Here is a 25,402-nt window from a genome sequence, read left to right on the forward strand (position 1 = left end):
CCTATTGAAATTCTTTATAAAAGGAATGTGCAAATGTAGGAATCATTTCCTTTAAATGTGCCTCGACCGAATGAACTACATCTGGATAAATAACATACTTTTCCTCATCACAATACACCTTTGCAATTTCTGTTGCCAATACTAGAGTATTATCAAAGTTTTGCGTAATATACTTCAGAAAATAACCGTTTCCTTGGAACGTATTATTAATATCTGACGAACTTTTTATCCCATTTGGTAAACGCATTTCACCCAATGTTCCACTCCAGTCTTGCGTGGTTTTTCCAAAACGACCATTATCAATATTAGCAGTACCTAAATTCCAAGTAGGTACTTCCCTATCCCATCGTTTCCAATTATACGAATGCATGTCATAGACCAATGCTAAACCATATTTATTCTCAATAGTTTCAACAAGTGCTTGCACTACCTTATAAAAATTATAATGCTTTTGTAGGCTTAGGTTTTTTTCTTCGTCAGAAAGCGGATTTTTCCAAAGTTGCTTGCCCCAAGCATCCGTGTAAATAGCACTTTCTGGCGCGCGGTTAAGATCGTATTCAAATCTCGAATCTAAACCAGCTATAACAATAGGGTGTGATTGCACCATTTGCTTTGTACAAGGGTCTTCTTCATACCAACGCTCATATGTTGTATGCAGACAGTTGTTCCACAATGAACTTCTAAACTGATGCCCATCATGCACCGCCCCACATATATAATGAGAATAATCGGCTATTTTTAACGTAAACGAATAGTCATCTGAGACAGCTTCAAAGGTTTGCTGCTGCCTGATCTTTTCAATAATATCTTCAACCGATAATTTAAGCATCAGTCATACTACTTCTTAAACGGGCACGACGATCAAATGCCTTTTGACGCACGGATACTTCTTCCTCGATATAATCAATAACTTTTTCTTGAAGGCGTACTTTGTGTACTTTATTTATATAGTTGATACCTCCTGGGCTCATTACGTTTACCTCTACTAACATCCCATTGATCACGTCAATGCCTACAAAATGAAGTCCATCTTTGCGCAACTTAGGAGCTATTTTTTTACAAAGTGCTTTTTCTTGTTTTGTGAGCGAATGCTTCTTAAATGAACCGCCGGCACTTAGATTCGAACGATGGTCGCCATCTCCAGGAACCCTGCGTATTGCGCCAATCGGATCACCCCCTAACAAAAGAATTCGAACATCCCCCTGATCGGCACCAGGAATATAATCTTGCAGGATCACGTAATTAGAACTACCGTCTTTATTATCGATATAAAAATCAAGCAAGGAGCTAATATTGCTCAGTGCGCTTTTTTCTAATAAAATAACACCACTACCGCCAAAACCATTTAATGGCTTCATAATCATTCGTTCATGTTCACTTTCTTTAATAGTTTGCTTTAAATATTCCTTGTTTTTAGAAACATGCGTTACCGGAATGATCTCATTATTCGGATCATCAAAAGCGGCTGTATATATTTTATTGTTTGCTTCACGGAGCCCTTCGATATCATTTACGATAAATGCATCTTCTTTAACCGAATCTAAAAAGTTTAGAACAATTGGATCCAAAGGTGGGTTTGCTCTCATAAAAATCACATCAAAACCCGCTAGCGGAAGCATTTTTTCTCTGAGTTTTGCTGTTTTATAAAACAGTCTTGGAGTATTAGAAAATTTTTCACCCTTGCCAACCAGTTTACAGAATGCATAAGCAACACTGTTACGTATCGTCAAGTTTGCTGGTGTGGCAACCGCTACTTTATGATTTCTTTTAAGGCATTCATGAATTAGTGTCAAGGTAGAGTCTCCATCGGGTTCAATACTTTCCCAAGGATACATTAAAAAGCAAACGTTCATTTGTTATGGTTAATGATAGCAACTAAAAATACGAAAAAAGCTTATTACTCGACAATCGAGATTTAAATGCCTAGAAGCTTGCCTCAAAATTAAAATTTTGTTTCCGGTAAACGGCTCGGGTAACTTGCCTAAGATAATCTACTTTACTTCATCATAATGATCATCCCACTCTTTAGGTTGAGGCTCGCCTAATTTTCCAACCGACTTGGCCACCACAGTAGAAACAGTTGCATCTCCAGTGACATTGATTACAGTACGACACATATCCAATGGTCTATCTACCGCAAATATTAATGCCAGTGCTACAGGATACAAATCTTTGGGAAAGCCTATTGCCTCCAAAACAATTACTAACATAACCATACCTGCACCAGGTACTGCCGCCGATCCTATTGAAGCCAATAATGCCGTTAGGACTATATAAATTTGATTGCTAAACGTTAGTCCTTCTGGCCACAAGACCTGCATAATAAATACCGCAGCTACGGCCTGATATAAACTAGTACCATCCATATTGATGGTTGCACCAACAGGTAAAACAAAACTGGACACTTCTTTATCTACACCTATATGCTCTTCAACCCTTTCCATAGTAACGGGTAAGGTGGCAGCACTTGAACTGGTAGAAAACGCAAGCAATTGAGCCGGACTTAGTTGCTTTAAAAACCATATAGGATTTTTCTTTGTATATATTGATACCACTAATGCGTAAAAAACTACCATCAGTATAAGACCAGTAACAACAACTAGCGAATACGAAACTAATTTCGCGAGTATTTCCGGGTCATCTGCCGTAACCACTACTTGTGCTAATAATGCAAATACAGCAACTGGTGCAGAAAGCATAATCAAATCTACCATTTTTAAAACGACATCATTCAAACTATCGAAAAAGTCTTTTAAGGGTTTTGCACGCTTCTCTCCTACGAGTAACATTGATATCCCTAAGAAAATAGTAAAGAAAATAACTTGTAGCATCGACCGATTATCACTCATAGCCTTAATGGCATTATCGGGAACCATGTCTACTAAGAATTGTAGTGGTCCGCGATCTTTAGACGCTTCAGCAATCTTAGACTGAAGGCTAGAATTATCGGCATAGGTTTCTGATAACTTTGCTACCGTAGCCTCAGAGATTCCTTCTCCGGGTTTAATAATGTTGACAAGAAGAAGACCAATGGTAATTGCAATAATGGTAGTACCAATATAAATACCAATAGTTCGTAAACCAATATTTCGGAATTTAGATATATCCTTTAAGTCTGATATTCCTTTAATCAAGGATGCCAAGATTAAAGGTATCGCAATTAGCTTTAGAAGATTGACAAATATTTTACCAAAAGGACCGATCCAGTCAGAAGTAAATTCCTTTCCCCAATCAAAAGATGTCATTAAGAAACCAAATCCGATTCCTAATAACATACCTATCAAAATTTGCCAGTGTAATGCTATTTTTTTCATATTTTTCATTCAGAATTAAGCCTCTCAACTAGGTTCGAAAGGACATATCTTCAAATTATTGGGTTATCACATTTTATTGGTTCTCGCCATTAACAAGTAATCCGCCAACACCATCGCCGCCATCGCCTCTACTATCACTACTGCTCTTGGCACTACACAAGGGTCATGTCTGCCTTTACCTTGCATTTCTACCTTTTCGCCTTTATCATTTATGGTTTCCTGTTTTTGCATGATGGTCGCTACAGGCTTAAAAGCTACATTAAAGTAAATATCCATGCCATTGCTAATACCACCTTGAATACCACCGGACATATTGGTTTGAGTGCTGCCATCTTCATTAAAAAGATCGTTGTGTTGGCTGCCTTTTAGTTTACTACCTTCAAATCCGCTACCATATTCAAAGCCTTTAACAGCGTTAATAGAAAGCATAGCTTTACCAAGTTCAGCATGTAATTTATCAAAAGCCGGCTCTCCAAGTCCGACCGGAACATTTTTAATCACACAGCTAATCACCCCGCCAACGGTATCCCCTTCTTTACGAATTTGTTTAATATAGTCTTCCATTGTTTTTGCCATTTCAGGATCAGGACAACGAACTATATTAGTTTCTGAAAGACTTAAATCTAATTCCTGATAAGGTTTGTTTAGCACAATATTACCAACTGCAGATACATAAGCCTGAATCGTAACTCCTTTTAAAAATTGCTTAGCAATTGCGCCTGCTACTACCCTACTCGCTGTTTCTCTTGCCGAACTACGCCCACCACCACGGTAATCGCGTACTCCATATTTTTTATCATAGGTGTAATCAGCATGCGACGGCCGATATTGATCTTTAATATGACTGTAATCGTGGGATTTTTGGTTAGTGTTATGTATGGCAAAGCCAATTGGGGTTCCGGTAGTTTGGCCCTCAAAAATTCCTGAATAGAACTCAACAACGTCTGGCTCTTTTCTTTGGGTTACAATCTTAGATTGACCAGGTTTTCTTCTATCAAGCTCTTTCTGAATATGCTCAAGGTTGAGCTCAATTCCCGCCGGACAACCGTCAATAACGCCTCCGATTGCTTTTCCATGTGATTCTCCGAACGATACAAGTTTAAAAAGAGTCCCGAAAGAATTTCCTGCCATTAAAATAGGTTTTACAACAAATGTAAATCTTCTATTAAACAATAAAAACAAAATGTATGCATTTTACGATTCTTACAAGCGTTTGGGAAAAAAGATGTTTACAACAACTTTTCTTAAATATTTGGTAACATTTGGCACTTAATAACTTACAAAGGTTAATTGACAGATAAAACTGTGATAACAATTTTGTTCCAATCGTATTAGACATTTGTTTTCAAAACTGATGCATCTGAAGAAACGTAAGTTAGAGCTGGTTGTACTCTCCGATATTCATCTAGGAACCTATGGATGTCATGCCGAAGAAGTATTATCTTATTTAAATAGTATAAAACCCAAAAAACTAATTTTAAATGGGGATATTATTGATATTTGGCAGTTTAGAAAGTGGTATTTTCCAAAATCACATTTGCTCGTCCTAAAGAAAATAATAGATCTGTCAATAAAGGGTACTGAAGTTATTTATATCACGGGGAATCATGATGAGATGTTGCGAAAGTTTGCCAATTTGACCATAGGTAACATTTCAATAACCAATAAATTGGTTTTTGACTTGGACGGCAAAAAAACCTGGGTATTTCATGGTGATGTTTTTGATGCTTCAATTCAACATTCAAAATGGATCGCTAAATTGGGTGGTTGGGGTTATGATATTTTAATTGTATTGAATAAAATCATTAATTGGTTTTTGTTAAGAATAGGCCGAGAGAAATATTCGCTGTCTAAAAGAATTAAAAACAGTGTAAAAAAGGCAATAAAGTTCATAAGTGATTTTGAACAAACCGTAGTGAATCTAGCAATTGAACAAGGGTATAAAACGGTAATTTGCGGTCACATACATCAGCCACGATTAGTTAATAAAGTCAATGAAAATGGTTATTGTATGTATTTAAATTCAGGTGATTGGGTTGAAAACTTATCCGCCTTAGAATACAAAAACAAACGTTGGAAGTTATACTACTATCATGAGGATAAGGTGCAACCATTTTATGCTGATCAGGAACTTAAGGATATGGATTATAAAGAACTCTTGGCAGCGATAACAATTACCAGCAAGCCGTCTTAAAATCTGTTCATTGTTTTCGTACGTATATTGTTTAAAACATTTTTGTTCCAATGAAAACACCAACCATTGTATTCTTCGTGTGTCTTTTTATACTTATCGGATTTACCGCATGCGAAAACGAACGAATAGACCCCTTATTAGAAGAATCGATTGAAAATCCATTAGATAATGAATCTGATGAAGAACCTGAAGGCGAAGAAGAAGGTTCAGGTAATGATGATGAAGGCGGTTCAGATGGGTCGGGTGATGGAAATAATGACGAAAATGGAGATGGAGGAAACGACGGCTCTGGCGACGGAAACAACGATGGTAATGGAGATGGAGGAAATGATGGTTCTGGAGACGGAAATAACGATGGCTCAGGCGACGGCAACAACGATGGTAATGGAGATGGAGGAAATGATGGTTCTGGAGACGGAAATAACGATGGCTCAGGCGACGGCAACAACGATGGTAATGGAGACGGAGGAAATGATGGTTCAGGAGATGGTGGTAACGACGGGAATGGAGATGGTAACAACGATGGCTCCGGAGATGGAAATGGAGGTGATGGAAATAATGACGGTTCAGGAGATGGAAATAATGATGGAGGCGATGGCATGGGTGACGGAAATGAACCTACAGTTTCGGATTATTTTCCTTTAACCACTAGTAATCAATGGAACTATAACGTTGATTTTGACGACACCGTGAATAATGAAACTTTTAATCGATCAGATTCTTATAGCATATCAGGAACCACTACTATTAATGGGCTTCCTTACTATACGATTACCGCAGCCCAGCCAGCATCTGGTATTATGACCAATATTTTTGACAATAGTAGTGTGCGAATGGCTAACGATCAACTATTTATCGATGGCAGCATTACATTTCCTGCAGAGGGGCTTGAAGATTTTGAGGTAAACCTATCCAATATAATGCTATACGACAAAGCCATGGCAAATGGTACAGTGCTTTCCACATTCAGTGATACTTATGAGCAAGTTATCGATGGTGGTATTACATTAACGTTTGATTATATTGTTGAATCTGTACAAGGCAATCTTGTTGATACTGCTATGGTCAATGGTGTAAATTATGAAGATGTAATCACTTCAACGCTTACTGTGTTTTTAAGAATAACAGCATCTGGTACAGTCGCAGGAATTCCTATTACTTTAGAGCTTTTGAAACCTAAAGACGTATTGGTAATTGAAAACATGTATGCTAATGCTGTTGGACTGATTTCGTCAAACAGTACACTCGATTATCAATTAGAAGATTTTTCATCTTTTGGAGTAAACCTTCCTTATAACGAAACGGTAAATGTACTTTCTACACAGGTACTTAGCTCGGCAACGCTTATAGAAAACTAATTTTTTAGGGCTCTTCTTAAAATAGTAACGGGATGCAGCGCCTCGCGGCCAGTACCATCTTTAATTTGATGCCTGCAACTGGTTCCGTTTGCGGCGATTATCGTGTTTTTATCTGCTTTTCTAACTGCAGGAAATAGTGTTTGCTCTCCTATTTTTATGCTCACCTCATAATGCTCTTTTTCGTAACCAAAAGAGCCAGCCATACCACAACAGCCTGATGGAATAATTGTGACCTTATAGTGCACAGGCAAATTCAAAATGTTAAAACTACTTAGTTGATTACTTAGCGCTTTTTGGTGGCAGTGTCCATGAAACTTTATCGTTCGAGGGGCGTCAGTAAATTGATCATTTGTAATATTTCCTTTTTGTATTTCTTGGTCTAAAAATTCTTCTACTAAAAAAGTGTTTTTTGCAATTAAAGACGCCGCAGCTTTATCATCAGCGAGTCTAAGGTATTCATCTTTAAACGTTAAAATAGCTGAAGGTTCAATTCCGATTAAGGGCGTATCATCATTGATTAAATCCTTAAAAACTGCTACATTTTTATTAGCAACTGCTTTTGCCTCTTTCAAAAAGCCTTTTGATATGAGTGCACGACCACTTTCATGGTGTTTTACGGTGTTCACTTGATATCCAAGATCTTGTAATAAGCGATATGTGTCAACCCCTAAGTCAGTATCTAAAAAGTTAGAAAATTCATCAATAAACAAATAGATTTTTTTGTTTTTAATACTTTTATTTTTAAATGATTGTATTCTTTTATTTAAATTTTTACTTGAAATAACAGGTAGGTTCCTTTTTTCAGCAATTCCAACAGTTTTTTTAATCAATCCACCAAAGAAAGAACTCTTTAAACCGGCATTATACAAGGTTGGGATAAACGCGCCTATTCTGTTTATCTTATCGTTGTAAGCAAATAATTTACTACGCAAACTGCGGCCATTTGTTTTTTGATATTGATATTGAAATTCTGCTTTTAAAGACGAAACATCAACATTGCTTGGGCACTCGCTGGCGCAAGCTTTACAACTTAAACAGAGATCAAAAACTTCCTTTAATTCTTCATGATTAAAGCTATTTGATTTCGTACTATTGGTAAGAAAATCTCTTAAGGTGTTCGCCCGTGCTCGGGTAGTATCTTTTTCATCTAAGGTTGCTCGATAACTGGGACACATGCTTCCTCCTGCGCTAGGCAACTTGCGACAATCTCCCGATCCATTGCATTTTTCTGCAAGCCGAACAATTCCTTCAGAATCAGAAAAGTCTAATACGGTATCAAAATCCGGTGTTCGTTTATCCGTGTCATACCGTAAATTCTCATCCATTTTAAAAGGGTCAATAATTTTACCTGGATTAAAAATATTTTCTGGATCAAAAAGCTGTTTTATATCCCTTAGCAAATTGTAGTTCTTCTCACCAATCATTCGTTCAATTAACTCTGCTCGAACAATACCATCGCCGTGTTCACCACTCATCGAACCTTGATATTTTTTAACAAGATCTGCTACATCAGAAGTGATTTTTCTGAATAATGTAACGTCTGATGACTTTTTAAGATCTAAAATGGGTCGCAAATGTATCTCACCTGCCCCTGCATGTGCATAATAAACAGCTTCTTGTTTATATCTTTTCATGATTTGACCAAATTCATAGATATAATCAGCTAGGTCCTCAATGGCAACCGCTGTGTCTTCAATACAAGCGACCGCTTTTTTATCACCTACCATATTTCCAAGGAGCCCTAACCCAGCTTTTCTCAACGCTAATGCCTGATCTATTTGATGAGCATATAAAACTGGATTCGCATAGCTTTTGGTCCGTTTGTTAAGCGTTACTAATAGCTTTTCAACCTTGGCCTCGCATTGTAACTTGGTATTTCCTCTCACTTCCAATAACAAAATTGCTTTGGGGTCACCGTCAACAAAAAACCGATTCTTAATTTGTAGACTGTTGTTTTTTGTGCAATCTAAAATTACCTTATCCATCATCTCGCAGGTGTATAAGTCATGTTTCATCACCTGAGTTATTGACTGCATACAATCATCAATACTATTAAAATGTGCAGCAACCATAAAAGCTTCTTCAGGCGGCAGATCATCTAACTGTAAGGTAATTTCTGTACTAAATGCTAAAGTACCTTCACTTCCGCACAATAACTTGCAGATGGTAAAATACTCCTCGGAGCCGCCGTATCGATTCGCTTTTAAAAGCTCATCAATCGCATACCCTGTATTTCTTCGATGAATACTATCCTTTGGAAACTCATTTTTTATTTCAGTTTGAATACTTTCATCACCAAACCACAGGTCAATTTTTTTATAGATATCACCCTCTAAGGTGTTTAAAATCTTTTTTTGTTTAAACCCAATATTATCCAGTTGTTCAAATACCACCTCGCTACCATCTGCCAATATTGCTTTAATAGCAAGTACTTTATCACGGGTCACTCCATACTTAATTGATGTAGATCCAGACGAATTATTCCCCACCATTCCACCGATCATACAACGATTAGAAGTCGATGTATTAGGGCCAAAAAATAAACCGTATTCTTTTAGAAACCTATTGAGTTCATCCCGTATTATTCCAGGTTCTACAGTGATCGTTTTGTTTTCTTTATCAAAATGAATTATTCGGGTGAAGTATTTGCTTACATCGACAATAATACCATCGCCAACGCATTGTCCTGCTAATGAAGTGCCTGCTGTTCTTGGTATGAGCGAAGTATTATTTTTTTTTGCAAACGCTACGATGTGTTTAATATCATTGACTGATTTAGGATAGGAGACGGCAAGGGGAATTTTGCGATATACTGATGCATCAGTAGCATATATGGTTTTATGAAGCTTATCAAAATGAAGACTTCCCTCAAGTCTGGATTGAAGGCCTTGTAATTCATTTTTTAATTCATTCATAGTAATGGTAACATTGTGTTAGTTTTGGTCGATCTTAAATCCCTGATAATCGAATTTACCATAAAATTAAAAGTTTTTACTAGTCAAATAAGATTAAAATGGCTCCCTTTGCGCTGTAGCTTTACGTCCTTTAAATGAAAGTACACCTATTAGATCTTTTTAAGATGCAATTTACCGATATGATTGGTCATAAAATTGCAAAGTTTTTAAACCTCCCCACCTCGTTTGAAGAGGTAAATGAATACGCAGAAAATTGCGCATTTCATCTTATTAAAGAACTATCTGTTTTTAATCATGACAAGGATATTTTTAAACTGTTGCAGGAATTATTAAATGACACACCTTACATTGATACTCCTTCAATTTTAGATGATACAGATCTTGCAATTGATAAACTTGTAAGAAATGGTAAGTATTTTGTACATGCAATTTACGGTGTAGAACATCTTAGCTTTTTAAAGCTTATTGAAAGTAGTAACGCTCTTTCTAAAAACCAACGCTTGAATGTTTGGTATTTAAGCGGCAGCATTATTCTTATGTTAATAAGGTCTTTAACAGCCAACGAAAATAGTTTAATCGATTTGCTGAAGGCTTTGAAAAAAGAAGTTGAAATATCTTCAAATAAACGCCCTTCTTTTTTCATGAATTTACTGAGTTTTTAGAAATCTTAACTTCACGTTAAAATTCTTCTTTTTACATGTTTTATGCAATGATCGTAGTTTTCCATGCGTTAGTATTGCTAACAAGATAAAACCAATGATACACAAAACTTTTTTAGGCATTATTTGCCTTTTTGCCGTTGTAACCACAAGTGCGCAAACCATATCAGATAATGCACTAGGGCTGAGATTAGGCGCCAGTAATGGTTTTGGAACAGAAATATCATACCAAAGAGCAATTGGGAGAACCAATCGAATTGAAGCGAATCTTGGATGGAGGGACAATAAAAATTTTGATGCATTTAGACTAACAGGTCTATATCAATGGGTTTTTCCGTTAAATATTGATGAAGGTTTTAACTGGTTCGCCGGAGCCGGTGGTGGTTTAGGCAATGTAAACTTTAATAGTGATGGTCAATTTGCCAATGACGAAAATGAGTTTTTTATTTTTGTTGCAGGCGATGTTGGTATTGAATATAATTTTTCGATACCGCTGGTAATTTCGCTCGACTTTAAACCGGAAATTGGCTTTAATGAGTTCAACGATGGTATCGAGTTTGATATCGGGCTGGGAATTAGATATCAATTTTAACACATTAGACACCAACTTCCGCGCCTACTTTAGGTAGTTTTTTATAAGTATTAATTAGATTTGTGGTTGTTTAACTCAATAAACAAGCATGAAAAAAATTGTATGGGTATTTGCGGCAGCACTTGTTATTATAGGTTGCAGTGAAACTAAAAAAGACGGGTACTTTGTAAACGTTTCGTTAGCTGGAATGGCGGATGGGAAAAAAGTATTTCTCAAAAAATTTGATAAAAATAGTCGCTTTGTAAACGTAGATACTTCCGCAATTGAGTTCGAAAGTGTTTTTTTTGAAGGGATTTCTGCAACCCCAGAATTGCACTATATAGTTGTAGATGGTGTCAAAGGTAACATTCCTGTTGTTTTAGAAGAAGGGAGCATTACTGTTGAAGCATATAAAGATAGTATTGCATTGTCTAAAGTAAGTGGAAGCATTTCGAATGATGAGCTTACTGATTATACAACAAATACACGCAAGTTGTATAAAGAACTACAAGACTTACAAAATGCTTTTGCAGCAGCGTCACAACGCAAGGATATGGATGCTGTTAATAGTATTAGGCAGCAATTTAAAGAAGTGCAAGATCGTGGCAAAAATGCAGATCTTAACTTTGTAGAGCAAAACCCGAACTCCTATGTTGCCTTATTAATTCTTGAACGTATTTTAGATACAAAAGCACAGCCCACTGCTCGCTTAAAAGAACTTTATGAGCGTGTTCCTGACCGTTTGAAAGCATCTCAAAACGGAAAAAGCCTAAGTGATAAGTTTGCCGCACTTGGCGCTACTGATGTTGGTATGATTGCACCTAATTTTACTGGCAAAACTCCTGATGGAAAAGATATTGCTTTGAATGATGTCATAGGCGACAAAGTAACTGTGGTTGACTTTTGGGCATCCTGGTGTAAACCCTGTCGTGTTGAGAACCCAAGCATTGTTAAAATGTATAATGAGTATCACGAACAAGGGCTAAATATTTTAGGTGTTAGTCTAGATAATAATCAAGAAAAGTGGACAAAAGCCATTGAGGAAGACCAACTTACTTGGAGTCACATCTCAAACCTGCAATCGTGGAAAGACCCCATTGCAAAAAAATATAATGTGAGTGCAATACCACAGACTTTCATTTTAGATGAAAACGGAGCAATTGTCGCTAAAGATCTTCGTGGCGAGGCTTTACAGCGAAAAGTAAAAGAGTTACTGGGAGTAACTGAATAGGTACTCCTAACAAGGTAAAAAACAAAACCCTGACAACGTTCTTGTCAGGGTTTTTCATAGCAATTAAGCTGCTAGGTATATGTTAAGGGACTTTGTTTTAGGCTATTTAATTATAAAACAACCTGTTAGCCAAAAACCCTACCTTTTTAATCAATTCAAAATAAAAGTAATGTTTACTTTAGCCGTTATCAACATCTCTCCTACCGAAATAGTTTCTGCTGCACCATCTGAAGCCGCCATGGATCGCAACTCAGCCTTATTTCTAAAATCAACAGGACTTGGCGCATTATAATTCGTTTCGCTGATACTTATCGCCTTCCCAACCGATTGACCTAGAACTCCGGCATATTCCATTGCTTTTTTCTTGGCATTTTCTACTGCTTTCTTTCTAGCATCACTTAAATAAACATCCATTTTAGACGATTTAAAATTCACCCCATCTATTCGATTGATTCCCGAATCTAATAACCCTTGCATTAACGATTCGTAATCCGATAGCTTTCTGAGCTTTATGGAAAGTGATTGGTTTGCATTGTATTTATAGATTTTCTTGTTGTAGTCGTAGTTTTTGTTAAGTCGTATATATTCGGTTTGTATATCTTTATTTGCTATTTTCTTTTGATTACAATACTTTAAAACAGCATCAATTGCGCTATCGTTTGCGGCCTTAACTTCTGTTGCAGAGCTACCTTCATTTTCAACTCGAACCCGAATAATTACTTGGTCAGGCATTACTTTTACAATTCCTTCGCCGGTTACAGAGACATAAGGAGTATGATCATTTTTTTGTGCAGTCATAGCGCAGCTGATAAAAAGAAATAACAATAAATAGGCAACATTTTTCATAATGATTGAAATAAAAAATTCAATAAATTTTGAACTATTGCAATTTACCCGTTTTTTCTAGAACAAATAAAATAATAATTGGTATTGCTAGAACAACTACGGTAAACACGTCATCAGTTAACAATGAAGGTTTCATAAATAAAGCCAAGACATATCCTCCAATCGCACCACCAAAATGCGCTGAGTGTCCTATATTACCTAATCTATTCTTCATGCCGTAAATAGAAAATAATAAATATAGTATACCAAATATCCAACCTTTAATCGGTATAGGAATAAGTATTAACATTAGCGGCATATCTGGCCATAATAAAATAGCAGCATATAAAACACCAGTTACAGCACCACTAGCGCCAATTGCACTATAATGATATTCATTTTTATGAAAAGTGAACGAAAGTAAATTCCCTGCAATTAGACTCCCAAAGTAGATTAATAAGAAATTTACCCGCCCTAAATTATTGATAACAACAGGTGCGAAAAAATACAAGGTAAACATGTTAAAAAAAAGATGCACCGTGTCTGCATGCAAAAAGCCTGAAGAAAGCATTCTAATCTGTTCACCGCGCCTAAGCGCTCCAACATTAAATTTATAACGTTCAAAAAAAGAGAAATCAGAAAAGCCTTTAAATGAAACCAAACTGGTTATTGCGATAATGACTATTGTGGTAATATCTATATTCATGTAACTGTATAGGTTGGCATCAAATATAACTATATTTGCAGAAGAATTTTATTGAATGCAACTTCTCATTTATATCATTGCATACCCCCTTTTATGGGTGATTGCATCCCTTCCATTCAGACTTTTTTACATTTTTTCTGATTTCGTCTATTTTTTAGTATATCGTGTTTTTGGGTATCGCAAAAAGGTAGTAATGGATAATATTAAAATGGCATTTCCTGAAAAATCGGACATTGAGGTAAAACGTATTACTAAAAAGTTTTACAAGCATATGTGCGATCTTTTTCTTGAAATGATCAAGTCGCTTCGCATTAGTGAAAAAGAGATAAAAAAACGTTTTTTTGTGACGAATGCCGAAGCAATCGATAAGTACACAAAAGCACACCAAAGTGTGCAATTAATATGTGGGCATTTTGCAAGCTATGAGTGGGCCATGTCATTGGAGTACCATATTGCGCACAAGGGCTATGCGGTTTATACCCCTTTAGGTAATAAGTACTTTGATAAATTGGTTCAAAAAATTAGAAAACGGCATAATGCTGAACTGATTAGTCGCTATCACTCAATGGAGACGATACAAATGCATCATGACACCAAAGTTTTGGCAATGTATGGTATGGCGAGTGATCAATCACCAATGCCTATGAAAGCTAAATATTGGCGCTCTTTTTTCAATATCAATGTTCCGGTTCATACAGGGGTGGAATACATGGCGAAAAAATTTAACCAAGCTGTTGTATTTATTGACATTCAAAAAGTAAAGCGTGGTTATTACACCGCTACATTTAAGGAGATTACGGATAGTCCGAATGACTATTCGGACTATGAGATTACCGACATTTTTACTGAAATACTAGAGAAACAAATCCGGGAAGCACCTGAATATTATTTATGGACGCATAAGCGATTTAAACATCGGGATAAACACCGACCCGGGATCGTAAAATAAGTGCCAAAAATCTTATTTTTTTAGCTTCTTCGTGCGTTCATGATTTTTCTTGCCAGAAAAAACATAGGTATATAGCCATGTCAAAGTAAAAGTAGGAACTACATCTAAGCCCGGCAACAACTCCTCAATTACAGATACGGTTCCGGCAATTTTACCCGTTCGCCCTTTGTACATTTTGATCATAAGATATCCTGTAAGTGGAGCCCATACAATATCCGTAAAATCGCCAATCACAGGAAATACCCAGCTCGAAGACAATAGTCCAATGCCGTCTATGGCCAATCCCAGCAATAATAGTTTATACTTTTTTTTCATACACCCAAAATAGGCGTAAGCAATTTAAAAAGCAACAATAAATAATTTATGATAGTTTTTCACTGATAAGTTTCAAAAACTCATTCCGGGTTTCAATTTTTTCAAATTGCCCTCGGAATCCGGAAGTAGTTGTAACTGAATTCTGTTTTTGGACACCTCGCATCATCATGCACATATGACTGGCCTCAATAACAACAGCCACTCCTTTGGGCTTCAGGGTTTCATTAATACATTCTAGGATATCATGCGTTAGGCGTTCCTGAACCTGCAAACGTCTTGAAAAAACATCTACAATTCTAGGTAATTTACTTAAACCCACGATATAACCGTTAGGTATATAAGCAATATGAGCTTTGCCAAAAAAAGGCAAAATATGATGTTCACATAAAGAGTACAATTCAATATCTTTTACAATCACCATATCATCATAGTCTTCCTTGAACATGGCACTTTTTAAAATTTCGGAAGCATCCTGATAATAACCTTGCGTTAAGAACTGCATTGCCTTAGCTGCACGTTCTGGTGTTTTAAGAAGTCCTTCTCGATCAACATTTTCTCCAAGATCTGTAATAATACTTTTATAACGATCTTTTACATCATCCGTAACGTGGATATTGTACTCTTCAAATTTTTTATAAGGCATGTGTTGCTTCTAGCTTAAACAGCTTCTTTTTTCAGTTTATCAGAAAATTCTGTTGCTAACTTACGTAATTTAGGATTAATGATCACCTGGCAATATGGCTGTTGACTATGACTCTTATAGTAATTTTGATGATATTCCTCAGCATCATAAAAAACCCCTAATTGGGTGATTTCGGTGACAACAGGTTTGTCATAAATATTGCTTTCATTTAAGGTATTGACAAACTTTTCTGCTATCGATTTTTGTATTTCGTCACTATAATAAATTGCTGATCGGTATTGGCTGCCAACATCATTACCCTGACGGTTTAAAGTTGTCGGATCATGAGTAGCAAAAAATATGTGAAGCAAATCCGTGTAATTTACAATATTGGGGTCATAAAATATCTGAACGCCTTCAGCATGGCCTGTTCTGCCGGTGCAAATCTCCCTATAGGCAGGGTTCTTAATATGACCACCTGTATATCCAGAAACTACTTTTTGTACCCCTTTAATCTCATTAAAAACTGCTTCCGTGCACCAAAAACATCCACCTGCGAAGGTGGCAATTTTAATACTATCCATAAATTTCATTTTGTTTAATCAAATTTAATATTTATTAAACAATAATAAAAGTGATTTAATTAATTAACATTTCATCAGTCTTTTCCCATAGAAATTGAAATGAACATCCAACGATTTGAAAAGATTGATTTATTTTCACGTTTTTATTTTGTCGTGTATGATTGAAGCAACTAACATCAGAAAGTCATTTGGCACCTTAGAAGTACTAAAAGGCGTAGATGTGTCTATAAAGAAAGGAGAAATTGTTTCTATTGTTGGGGCTTCGGGAGCTGGTAAAACCACGCTATTACAAATTCTTGGTACGCTAGATTCTGTGTCTAACCCTAATGATAGTAGTTTGATCATCAATGGGACTAATGTATTGACCTTAAGTGACCAAGAAATGGCTCATTTTAGAAATACCAATTTGGGATTTATTTTTCAGTTTCATCAGCTTTTACCTGAGTTTACTGCTTTAGAAAACGTATGTATTCCCGCATATATTAAAGGTACAGACAGAGAAACTGTTGAGGCCGCAGCCAAAAAATATCTTGATTTTTTAGGCCTCACAAATCGGTATCACCATAAGCCAGATGAAATGTCTGGCGGTGAACAACAAAGAGTATCGGTTGCCAGAGCGTTAATTAATAATCCGGGGTTAATATTCGCTGATGAACCTAGCGGTAACCTAGATTCTGAATCTGCAGAAAAATTGCACCAATTATTCTTTGATCTTCGTGACACTTTTAATCATACATTCGTAATTGTAACGCATAATAAAGAGTTAGCTAATATGGCTGATAGAAAACTGACCATGGTCGATGGTTTAATAGCACAATAATGATAAAAGAAATTATTCAATTTATTAAAAGTCCTAAATCTAAATGGGATGAAGAACTCTCTTCTGGAGAAAAGCTTGGTATCTTTTTCAAATTACTTTTTTGGTCAATATTCATAAGTATTGCATTGACACCTATTTCCGCAGTTTTAGAGGAGCTGGAAATAATTGATTTAAGTGATCATGCGGTTAATGATTTGTTCGAAAACATGTCGCCTTTAATTGTGCTATTTGCAGCAGCAATTATTGCACCATTACTTGAAGAACTTATTTTTAGAGCGCCTTTATTAGGTTTACGAAACTCAAAACACTTTAAAATTTGGGTGTATGTATTTGTGGCTGCATTTGGTTTTGTGCACATCACTAATTTTAATATGACACCAACCATATTACTATTATCTCCTTTATTAGTATTACCACAAATTAACCTTGGTATTTTTGCTTCTTATATATGTGTGCGATTCGGATACTTTTGGGCGGTATTGCTTCATGGTAGTTACAATTTTATATTGTTAGGTAGTGTGTACCTCTTAAAACCATTCTTTCCTGATATTGTATGAATAAAGGTGAATTAAAGGATTTTCTCAATGAAAAAGCTTCGTTTTATGAGCATCCGAAGTTTATTGAAGATGATCCCATTCAAATACCCCATCAATTTACGGTAAAAGAGGATATTGAAATTGCAGCTTTTTTAACGGCTACTATTGCTTGGGGGAATCGAAAAAGCATTATTAATAATGCAAAACGCCTCATGGATTTGATGGATAATAGTCCGTACAACTTCATTTTAAATCATGAAGAAGACGAACTAGATTCGTTAAAGAGCTTTGTACATCGAACATTCAATGGTGACGATCTTATCCAGTTTATACGGTCATTAAAACATATTTATACCAATTACGACGGACTGGAAGCAGTTTTTGGAAATCAAGAAAATGGGGTAACTCTTCAACACCGTATTCATTATCTAAAAACAATATTCTTTGATATTCCCCATCTAGAACGAACAAAAAAACATGTTTCGGATCCTGAACGAGGTTCAGCAGCAAAACGCATTAATATGTTTTTACGTTGGATGATACGACCAAACGACTCAGGAGTTGATTTTGGGTTATGGAAAGAAATATCACCGGCCCTACTCTCCTGCCCACTAGATGTACATTCCGGTAATGTAGCTAGAAAATTAGGACTACTAAAACGGAAACAAAATGACGCCAAAGCATTATTAGAACTGGATCAAAGTTTAAGGAAAATGGATGCTGATGACCCCGTAAAATATGATTTTGCCCTATTTGGACTTGGGGTTTTCGAAAAATTTTAAGTCTTCCCAGCGCGCTTATTCCTTCCTAAAAAAGCGTATTGCTAAATCTAAATACCGGATTACAATTAAGAAATATAGCTAACCTTTAGATTACTTTTTCTTAATAATCTTACCATATTTCTATAATATAGAACAATAGCGCATGGGGTAATTTTAAGCAACATTTTAAACCAAACAAAAAAACAAATGAAAACGCTTTCAAAACTAGTACTTGGCGCTACGCTGTTGGTCACCACTTCATGTCAACTAATTGATGATTTACCATTACCGGGAGGAGATGATAATGATAACCCCGCTCCTTCGGTAAAATTCGAAAGTCATTCTACCACACCATCATTTTTAAAAGTCACTCCTTCTTTTCCGAAGTTGCAAGTATACTCGATGCTCTCATCAGAAGATGTGTTACCGGAATCACCAAAATTTGTTTACGGTAGTATGGCTGATGGTGCAGGTCTTTTAAAGAATGATGATGGCACATATAGCCTAATAAACAATATTGAAGCCGATTATTCAATTGCCAGAATCAACTTTGATGAAACATTTAAACCCGTCAGTGGAGAGTATATAATGAATGCTAATGCATCCGCAAATACGGCTCAGTGTTCTGGTTCATTAATAACTCCTGAAGAACATGGATTCGGGCCTTGGTATCTTTCCGGTGGCGAATGGGGAGGTGACTCCAAAGGTGTATACCTTGCAGATCCCAGAAAAGACGTCACTGATGCTGGGTCTGCTGAAATCTTAACTGCATCCATGGGGCAATGGTCTACTGAAAATGCCGTAGCGATTGGTAAGGATGCTTTTCCTGATAAAACAATCATCTTCATAGGTGATGATAACAGCAACAACGAAATCCCTTCAGGTCAAATAGGAATGTACATGGCAGATAGAGGCGACCTTTATGGAGGGAAACTACATGGCTTAAAAGTACTCAATAAAGGAATTGATTTTGAAATGGACATGGAAGAAGGCAAGACTTATGAGGCGGAATTCGTAGAGCTTGAAGAACGTACTTTAGCTGAGCTTGATGCTGAAGCGAAGGCGAAAGGTGTCATGGGCTTTTCTCGCGTTGAAGACATCGATTGGCGACGAGGTTCTGCTTCAAACCAAAGAGAAGTATATGTAGTAGTAACCGGCAGAAAAAAAGACGGCTTAGTTGGAAAAGGAACTTTATATGGTCGTATTTACAAAATAGTATTAGATAAAGATGATCCCAAAAAAGCGACAATCACACCTATTTTAGATGGTGATAATTTAAACGGTGTTGCCAGACAATTTCACAGTCCAGATAATATTTTAGTCACTGAAAACTACGCTTATATTCAAGAAGATCCTAATGGATATTTTGATACAGCAGACAAGACTCATTTTGCGTATTTATATCAATATGACCTTCGTTTCGGAACTTTAAAAGTCGTGCTTGAATGTGACCAAGAAGCTGCAGCAGCGCAAGGATATGGCACCATAGACCGCACTTGGGAAATTACAGGCATGATCGATATTTCTGATACTGTTGGTAAAGACAGAAGTTTTGTGCTTATAACCCAAAATCATGGATGGGAACCGTCAGATGGCACGGCTTTTACCGACCCTACTGCATTTCCGGATTTAGATGAAGCGCAATTAAATGAAACACGTAAAGAAGGTAGTATGTTGTACGTATTAAAAGGGCTGCCCAGATAATTAATATTCTATAATTTATGTTGTTAGGAAAATTTAAAGGGGCTTGTGTTATCATAAGCCTCTTCATCTATTGTATTAGTTGCAAAAAAGCTACGGAAATGCCTACCGTTAAAGCGCATGCCAATCAAGAATTGCATGAGTACTACGATATACATTTAGTAAAATGTATTAATGCTCTGACTTTGATTGAGGCAACAGATGATATTGATAGTGCCAGTATTTATTACAAAAGGGCCAGAAAAGAATTTAAGCATGTAGAACCCATTTTAGCCTATGTAGACTCAGAAAACTATAAGTTTTTAAACCAGCCAAATATCACAAAGGTTGAGGAAGACGATTTTACTGATATTAAGATAAAAAAGCCGTCGGGATTCCAAGTTTTAGAGGAAAATATATTTACAGATGAACCATCATTCACCGAGATTCATTCTCATGCAAGCAAAACAAAAAACAGGCTAGTTTTTACTAGAGACAATGCTGATTTATCATTTTTAAAAGACTATCATCTACTTTGGATTATTAGAGACGCGCTCATTAGGGTTTCCTTAACTGGAGTTACGGGTTTTGATTCTCCGGTACTTGAAAATTCTTTAAGTGAAGGGCAATGGGTATATCAAAGTTTAAAAAATATCATCTCAATTTATGATAACCGCTTTATTGATAAAAACTTAAAAACTGAATGGGATTCACATTTTGATCATACGCTAAAAAACCTATCTGGAGATTTTAATAGCTTTAATCGATATAACTTTATGAAAAAACATACTTTCAAAGGCCTAGAACTATTTAATAAAACAGTTGAGGACTGGAAAGTATCTTTTCCATTTAATAGGGCTTTAAAAAATGATATCACTTCTCTGTATAGCAAAGAAACTTTTGATTTAAGTTATTTCTCAGGAGAAAAATTCGATTCATTAAATCAAAATAAAATAGCATTAGGCAAACAACTATTTCACGACACAAGACTATCTCGAGGAAAAACAATGAGTTGTGCCACCTGTCACGACCCACAAAGACAATATACTGACGGACTAAAAATTGGCAAAGGGGTAGTACGAAATACTCCTACACTTTTATACGCCTCCTTGCAAAAAGGCTTTTTTTACGATAATCGCTCAGGAAGTTTAGAAGGTCAAATTATATCAGTTGTTGAAAATGAAAATGAATTTCATAGTAATTTGAAATATATTGAAAGGGAAGTTAATGCAAATAGGCAATATGCTGATCAATTTAATAACATTTACAAGCAGGGTGTTAACGACCTAAACATAAGAAACGCGATTGCAACATTCATTCGAAGTTTGACCCCATTCAATTCTAAAATAGATCGGAATATAAATGGCATTGAAAACACTTTAACAAAGTCAGAAATTAATGGTTTTAATCTATTTCACGGGAAAGCAAAATGTGCTACTTGTCACTTCCCTCCTACTTATAATGGCACCGTACCCACCCTATATAAAGAATCTGAAATGGAACTAATAGGGGTGCCAAGATTAAATGATACTGTCAACGCTATAATTGACAGCGATTTAGGAGCTTACAATGTTTACAAAACCGAAGAACGAAAATATTTCTTCAAAACTTCAACGGTACGAAATATTGAAATAACCTCTCCCTACATGCATAATGGCGTTTACAAAACACTAGAAGAAGTTGTTGCCTTTTATAACCGTGGTGGTGGTGCAGGTATTGGTATTCAATTAGGTACACAAACACTTCCATCAGATCAACTAAACTTAAGTGATGCTGAGATGAATGATTTAGTAGCTTTTATGAAAGCACTTAGTGACCCTATAGTGTATTAACTCATAACTTTAGAAGCCATTTTCTTTATTATTCTGCTACCACTTATAAGAGTATTGAAGATAAGATGATTTTTAAGTTGCCTTTGATTGTAGTACTTTTAAATGCATAATCAAATGCAATTTCTATGTTAAAATTAAAAATAGCAGCATTACTTATAAGTACAGTCTGTTGCTTTGCTTTATCTCAGTCTCGTCAATTACCAGTTGATACAACCATCGTAACCAGCAATACAGTTACTATTAAAGGTAAGGCAATCTCTTACAAAGCTATCACAGGTACCCAGCCTGTTTGGGATGAGCATGGTATGCCGATTGCTAGCTTATACTACACGTATTACCAGCGTTCTGGGATTAAAAACAATACGAGCCGACCATTACTTATTTCATTTAATGGCGGACCAGGTTCAGCCTCTGTCTGGATGCATTTAGCGTATACCGGACCAAAAATATTGAAAATTGATGACGAAGGCTTTCCTATTCAACCATATGGTGTTAAAGACAACCCACACTCTATTCTAGATGTAGCTGACATTGTTTTTGTAAACCCTGTGAATACAGGTTATTCAAGAATGATTCCTGACAAAGAAGGAAAAATGCCAGACAAAAAAATCTTCTTTGGTGTCAACGAAGATATCAAGTACCTAGCAGATTGGATTGACACCTTTGTAAGTAGAAATAATCGCTGGCGATCTCCTAAATATATTATTGGTGAAAGTTATGGAGGTACGCGCGTTGCCGGATTGTCTCTTGAACTCCAAAATCGTCAATGGATGTATTTGAATGGGGTGATCATGGTATCCCCGGCCGATTACAAGGTATTGCGTGTTGGTGGTCCCGTGTCCGCAGCGTTAAACTTACCATATTACACAGCTGCTGCTTGGCATCAAAAAATGTTAGACCCTTCATTGCAACAAAAAGACCTTAACGATATATTACCCGCGGTTGAAGACTACACCATTAACACCTTGATTCCAGCAATTGCTAAAGGAGGCTTTATTGGCGAAACCGAAAAGAATGCTGTTGCAAAACAAATGGCTACCTATTCGGGTTTATCAGAAAAATCAATTTTGCAGCATAATCTAGTCGTTCCAACAAGTTTTTACTGGAAAGAGTTAATGCGGGATAAAGGCTTTACTGTCGGCCGATTAGATTCTAGATATAAAGGTCTAGATAAAATGGATGCTGGCGTACGACCTGATTTTAATTCAGAACTAACTTCTTGGTTACATTCGTTTACCCCAGCTATTAACTACTATACCAGAGAAGTTTTAAAATTCAAAACCGATTTAAAATACAATATGTTTGGTCCTGTGCGACCATGGAATTTTGATAATGATGAAACTAGAGAGAATCTAAGGCAGGCTATGGCACAAAATCCATACTTGCATGTTCTGTTTCAATCGGGTTATTATGATGGTGCCACCACGTACTTTAATGCAAAATATACCATGTGGCAATTGGACCCAAGTGGAAAAATGAAAGATCGTTTGAGTTTTAAGGGATACCGTTCAGGACATATGATGTATTTAAGAGCGGAAGATCTTAAAAACGCAAATGATGATATTCGTTCCTTTATTCTGAAAACAACAACCAATGGCGAATCAGCTAAATATTAAATAACCAAACTTTATATTTTATGAAATCTAAATATCCCGATTTAGGATTATTAATTTTACGTGTTGGCATTTCAGGCCTTATGTTAACGCATGGTATTCCCAAATTACAAAACTTAATCAGTGGTGAAATCAAATTTGGAGAGGTCTTTGGATTACCACCTATTGTTGGCTTAATAATTACCGTAATTGCTGAAGTTGTCGCCCCGATCCTTATTATTATCGGCTTACGGGCTAGAATTGCCAGTATTGCTCCGGTAATTGTTATGGCTGTTGCCGCTTTTGTGATTCATGCAGCTGATCCTATTGATGTGAAAGAAAAGGCACTGCTGTATTTATTCGGTTTCTTGACCATTTTACTTGCTGGACCAGGAAAATACGGTATTGACAAAAAGTAATACATACAAAGCAAGACCGGCTGTCGATACTGATTTGCCGGTTTTAGACGCCTTTTTACAGGGAATTATAGAAGCCGAACGCCCTATGGACCCAACGCTAAAAGACGATCATATCATTTATTACGACCTCGAATCCTATATCGATCAAAATGATACGTACGTAGTAGTGGTTGAAACGGAAGGTGAAATTGTTGGAAGTGGCTATGGCCAGATTAGAAGGAATAAAGACTACTTTAAATACCCATATTATGGTTATATCGGTTTTATGTTCACCAAGGTCACCCATCGAAGCCAAGGAGTTGCCAAAATGATTATTGACTACATCAACATCTGGTTTGCTGAAAGAAAAATTAGCGAAGTTAGGCTAACGGTATACGACAAAAATTCACCGGCTATTCGAGCCTATGAAAAAGCTGGTTTTAAAAAGCATTTAATTGAGATGCGAATGAATCTTGATGAACACTAAGGTTTCCATACTGACTCCTTTTAAGAATACGGAGGATTTTATCAGTGAGTGTATTCAATCAGTCATAGATCAAACATATCAAGAATGGGAACTGCTGCTAATTAATGATCATTCTATTGACAATAGTAAAGAAATTTGCAAACAATTTGCTCTTAACGATACCCGGATAAGAGTAATTGACAGCCCTGGAGACGGTATTATACAAGCGCTCAGAAAGGCTTTTTTAGTATCGAAAGGAGAATTGATTACGAGAATGGATTCTGATGATATTATGGCCACTCAGAAATTAGATTGCATGATAAATGATCTTAAGAATCATGGCAGAGGTCATGTATCACTAGGATTGGTGAAATACTTTTCTAAAGATGGTATAAGTGATGGTTACGATCGCTATGAAAAATGGTTAAATAAGCTAACCAGAGAAGGAAGTAATTACTCTGAAATATACAAGGAGTGTTCTATTGCTTCGCCTTGTTGGATGGTCTACAAAGACGATTTGGTTGTATGTAAAGCTTTCGAACCGGATGATTATCCTGAAGACTACGATCTTACCTTTCGGTTTTATAAAAACCAAATAAAATGCATTCCTAGTAATCGAATACTGCATTATTGGCGTGATTACCCTACGAGAACCTCACGAACACATGAGCATTATGCCCAAAACTATTTTTTAGGTATTAAGCTTAAATATTTTGTTGAGTTAGATTATCAACAGAATCGACCTTTAGCTATTTGGGGTGCAGGATTCAAGGGGAAAACTGTAGCAAAGAAATTAATTGAACGTTCCATTCCTTTTTATTGGATATGCGATAATCCAAAGAAAATTGGCAAGCATATTTATGGGCAAAAAATGTTACCTTTTCAATATTTAGAAAAACTAAACAACCCTCAAAGTATCATTACGGTAGCTAATGAGTTAGCACAAGAAGAAATTAGAATGTATATGACCAAGCAACATATGAAACCGATGCAGGATTATTTCATGTTTTGCTAATGCATATAATTTGCGCTGTTAAATGTTAGATTTGATACATTTATCGAGTTTACATTTCG

25 protein-coding genes are annotated in these 25,402 nt (G+C 36.2%); 15 read left to right on the forward strand and 10 right to left on the reverse strand.

The window, feature by feature from the left end:
- Window position 1 precedes the first annotated feature (1 nt).
- The 4 genes from ABN763_RS03040 to aroC all read right to left on the reverse strand — a co-directional run bounded on the left by ABN763_RS03040 (window position 2) and on the right by aroC (window position 4,445).
- Window positions 2–829, reverse strand: a complete 828-nt coding sequence (locus ABN763_RS03040; protein WP_410483939.1) for an N-formylglutamate amidohydrolase — start codon at window positions 827–829, stop codon at window positions 2–4.
- Window positions 822–1,853 carry a glutathione synthase gene (gene gshB / locus ABN763_RS03045; protein ID WP_410483940.1) on the reverse strand — a complete coding sequence of 344 codons (1,032 nt, stop codon included), beginning with the start codon at window positions 1,851–1,853 and terminating at the stop codon, window positions 822–824. Before gshB ends, ABN763_RS03040 begins: the two co-directional genes overlap by 8 nt.
- A gap of 138 nt (window positions 1,854–1,991) precedes the next feature.
- A complete protein-coding gene (locus ABN763_RS03050) occupies window positions 1,992–3,314 on the reverse strand; it encodes a dicarboxylate/amino acid:cation symporter (RefSeq protein ID WP_410483941.1) in 1,323 nt (440 codons plus the stop codon).
- A 66-nt stretch (window positions 3,315–3,380) separates the two neighbouring features.
- Window positions 3,381–4,445, reverse strand: a complete 1,065-nt coding sequence (gene aroC / locus ABN763_RS03055; RefSeq protein WP_410483942.1) for a chorismate synthase — start codon at window positions 4,443–4,445, stop codon at window positions 3,381–3,383.
- Window positions 4,446–4,674: 229 nt separating this feature from the next.
- Between aroC and ABN763_RS03060 the strand changes: the two genes are divergently transcribed.
- Together ABN763_RS03060 and ABN763_RS03065 are read left to right on the forward strand one after the other, a co-directional pair.
- Entirely contained in the window at window positions 4,675–5,508 is an 834-nt protein-coding gene (locus ABN763_RS03060; protein ID WP_410484171.1) for a UDP-2,3-diacylglucosamine diphosphatase, read from the forward strand.
- Between the two features lie 50 nt (window positions 5,509–5,558).
- Window positions 5,559–6,866, forward strand: coding sequence for a hypothetical protein (locus tag ABN763_RS03065; RefSeq protein WP_410483943.1), 1,308 nt, complete (start codon window positions 5,559–5,561; stop codon window positions 6,864–6,866).
- Here ABN763_RS03065 and ABN763_RS03070 read toward each other — a convergent pair.
- Complete coding sequence (locus ABN763_RS03070) at window positions 6,863–9,781, reverse strand: FAD-binding and (Fe-S)-binding domain-containing protein (RefSeq protein WP_410483944.1); 2,919 nt, start codon at window positions 9,779–9,781, stop codon at window positions 6,863–6,865. The genes ABN763_RS03065 and ABN763_RS03070 overlap by 4 nt on opposite strands.
- Before the next feature lie 134 nt (window positions 9,782–9,915).
- On the opposite strand from ABN763_RS03070, the gene ABN763_RS03075 reads away from it, so the two are divergent.
- From ABN763_RS03075 to ABN763_RS03085, 3 genes are all read left to right on the forward strand, one after another.
- Window positions 9,916–10,443 carry a hypothetical protein gene (locus tag ABN763_RS03075; protein WP_410483945.1) on the forward strand — a complete coding sequence of 176 codons (528 nt, stop codon included), beginning with the start codon at window positions 9,916–9,918 and terminating at the stop codon, window positions 10,441–10,443.
- Between the two features lie 94 nt (window positions 10,444–10,537).
- Window positions 10,538–11,032, forward strand: coding sequence for a hypothetical protein (locus tag ABN763_RS03080; RefSeq protein WP_410483946.1), 495 nt, complete (start codon window positions 10,538–10,540; stop codon window positions 11,030–11,032).
- 88 nt (window positions 11,033–11,120) lie between these two features.
- Complete coding sequence (locus tag ABN763_RS03085; protein ID WP_410483947.1) at window positions 11,121–12,242, forward strand: redoxin domain-containing protein; 1,122 nt, start codon at window positions 11,121–11,123, stop codon at window positions 12,240–12,242.
- A 150-nt stretch (window positions 12,243–12,392) separates the two neighbouring features.
- Here the strand turns inward: ABN763_RS03085 and ABN763_RS03090 are convergent, their stop codons facing one another.
- Both ABN763_RS03090 and ABN763_RS03095 read right to left on the reverse strand, forming a co-directional pair.
- Window positions 12,393–13,040, reverse strand: a complete 648-nt coding sequence (locus ABN763_RS03090) for an SIMPL domain-containing protein (protein ID WP_410483948.1) — start codon at window positions 13,038–13,040, stop codon at window positions 12,393–12,395.
- An 82-nt stretch (window positions 13,041–13,122) separates the two neighbouring features.
- Window positions 13,123–13,773, reverse strand: a complete 651-nt coding sequence (locus ABN763_RS03095; RefSeq protein WP_410483949.1) for a rhomboid family intramembrane serine protease — start codon at window positions 13,771–13,773, stop codon at window positions 13,123–13,125.
- A gap of 55 nt (window positions 13,774–13,828) precedes the next feature.
- Here ABN763_RS03095 and ABN763_RS03100 point away from each other — a divergent pair, with 55 nt between their 5' ends.
- The gene (locus ABN763_RS03100) at window positions 13,829–14,722 is read left to right on the forward strand and encodes a lysophospholipid acyltransferase family protein (protein ID WP_410483950.1); all 894 of its coding nucleotides are present in this window, start codon (window positions 13,829–13,831) and stop codon (window positions 14,720–14,722) included.
- 12 nt (window positions 14,723–14,734) lie between these two features.
- Here ABN763_RS03100 and ABN763_RS03105 read toward each other — a convergent pair whose 3' ends face one another.
- Genes ABN763_RS03105 through msrA form a run of 3 tightly spaced genes read right to left on the reverse strand, consistent with a single transcriptional unit; the run spans window position 14,735 to window position 16,243 of the window.
- A complete protein-coding gene (locus ABN763_RS03105; RefSeq protein WP_410483951.1) occupies window positions 14,735–15,037 on the reverse strand; it encodes a hypothetical protein in 303 nt (100 codons plus the stop codon).
- A gap of 46 nt (window positions 15,038–15,083) precedes the next feature.
- A complete protein-coding gene (gene folE / locus ABN763_RS03110) occupies window positions 15,084–15,680 on the reverse strand; it encodes a GTP cyclohydrolase I FolE (protein WP_410483952.1) in 597 nt (198 codons plus the stop codon).
- Window positions 15,681–15,694: 14 nt separating this feature from the next.
- Window positions 15,695–16,243: a peptide-methionine (S)-S-oxide reductase MsrA gene (msrA, locus tag ABN763_RS03115; protein ID WP_410483953.1), complete on the reverse strand. Its 549-nt coding sequence runs from the start codon at window positions 16,241–16,243 to the stop codon at window positions 15,695–15,697.
- Window positions 16,244–16,400: 157 nt separating this feature from the next.
- Here msrA and ABN763_RS03120 point away from each other — a divergent pair, with 157 nt between their 5' ends.
- The 9 genes from ABN763_RS03120 (at window position 16,401) to ABN763_RS03160 (ending at window position 25,343) form a co-directional block, all read left to right on the forward strand.
- Complete coding sequence (locus ABN763_RS03120) at window positions 16,401–17,063, forward strand: ABC transporter ATP-binding protein (RefSeq protein WP_410483954.1); 663 nt, start codon at window positions 16,401–16,403, stop codon at window positions 17,061–17,063.
- Window positions 17,063–17,620, forward strand: a complete 558-nt coding sequence (locus tag ABN763_RS03125; protein ID WP_410483955.1) for a type II CAAX prenyl endopeptidase Rce1 family protein — start codon at window positions 17,063–17,065, stop codon at window positions 17,618–17,620. Before ABN763_RS03120 ends, ABN763_RS03125 begins: the two co-directional genes overlap by 1 nt.
- Window positions 17,617–18,381 carry a TIGR02757 family protein gene (locus tag ABN763_RS03130; protein WP_410483956.1) on the forward strand — a complete coding sequence of 255 codons (765 nt, stop codon included), beginning with the start codon at window positions 17,617–17,619 and terminating at the stop codon, window positions 18,379–18,381. The genes ABN763_RS03125 and ABN763_RS03130 overlap by 4 nt, the downstream gene beginning before the upstream one ends.
- A 186-nt stretch (window positions 18,382–18,567) precedes the next feature.
- Window positions 18,568–20,064 carry an alkaline phosphatase PhoX gene (locus ABN763_RS03135; protein WP_410483957.1) on the forward strand — a complete coding sequence of 499 codons (1,497 nt, stop codon included), beginning with the start codon at window positions 18,568–18,570 and terminating at the stop codon, window positions 20,062–20,064.
- A 98-nt stretch (window positions 20,065–20,162) separates the two neighbouring features.
- A complete protein-coding gene (locus ABN763_RS03140) occupies window positions 20,163–21,872 on the forward strand; it encodes a cytochrome-c peroxidase (protein ID WP_410483958.1) in 1,710 nt (569 codons plus the stop codon).
- A 125-nt stretch (window positions 21,873–21,997) separates the two neighbouring features.
- Window positions 21,998–23,488, forward strand: a complete 1,491-nt coding sequence (locus ABN763_RS03145) for a S10 family peptidase (RefSeq protein WP_410483959.1) — start codon at window positions 21,998–22,000, stop codon at window positions 23,486–23,488.
- Window positions 23,489–23,508: 20 nt separating this feature from the next.
- The gene (locus ABN763_RS03150) at window positions 23,509–23,883 is read left to right on the forward strand and encodes a DoxX family protein (RefSeq protein ID WP_410483960.1); all 375 of its coding nucleotides are present in this window, start codon (window positions 23,509–23,511) and stop codon (window positions 23,881–23,883) included.
- Window positions 23,870–24,349, forward strand: coding sequence for a GNAT family N-acetyltransferase (locus tag ABN763_RS03155; RefSeq protein ID WP_410483961.1), 480 nt, complete (start codon window positions 23,870–23,872; stop codon window positions 24,347–24,349). The genes ABN763_RS03150 and ABN763_RS03155 overlap by 14 nt, the downstream gene beginning before the upstream one ends.
- A complete protein-coding gene (locus ABN763_RS03160; RefSeq protein WP_410483962.1) occupies window positions 24,339–25,343 on the forward strand; it encodes a glycosyltransferase family 2 protein in 1,005 nt (334 codons plus the stop codon). The genes ABN763_RS03155 and ABN763_RS03160 overlap by 11 nt, the downstream gene beginning before the upstream one ends.
- Window positions 25,344–25,402: the final 59 nt, after the last annotated feature.

It is taken from the genome of Spongiivirga sp. MCCC 1A20706 (genome assembly GCF_046524175.1).
Lineage (GTDB): Bacteria > Bacteroidota > Bacteroidia > Flavobacteriales > Flavobacteriaceae > Spongiivirga.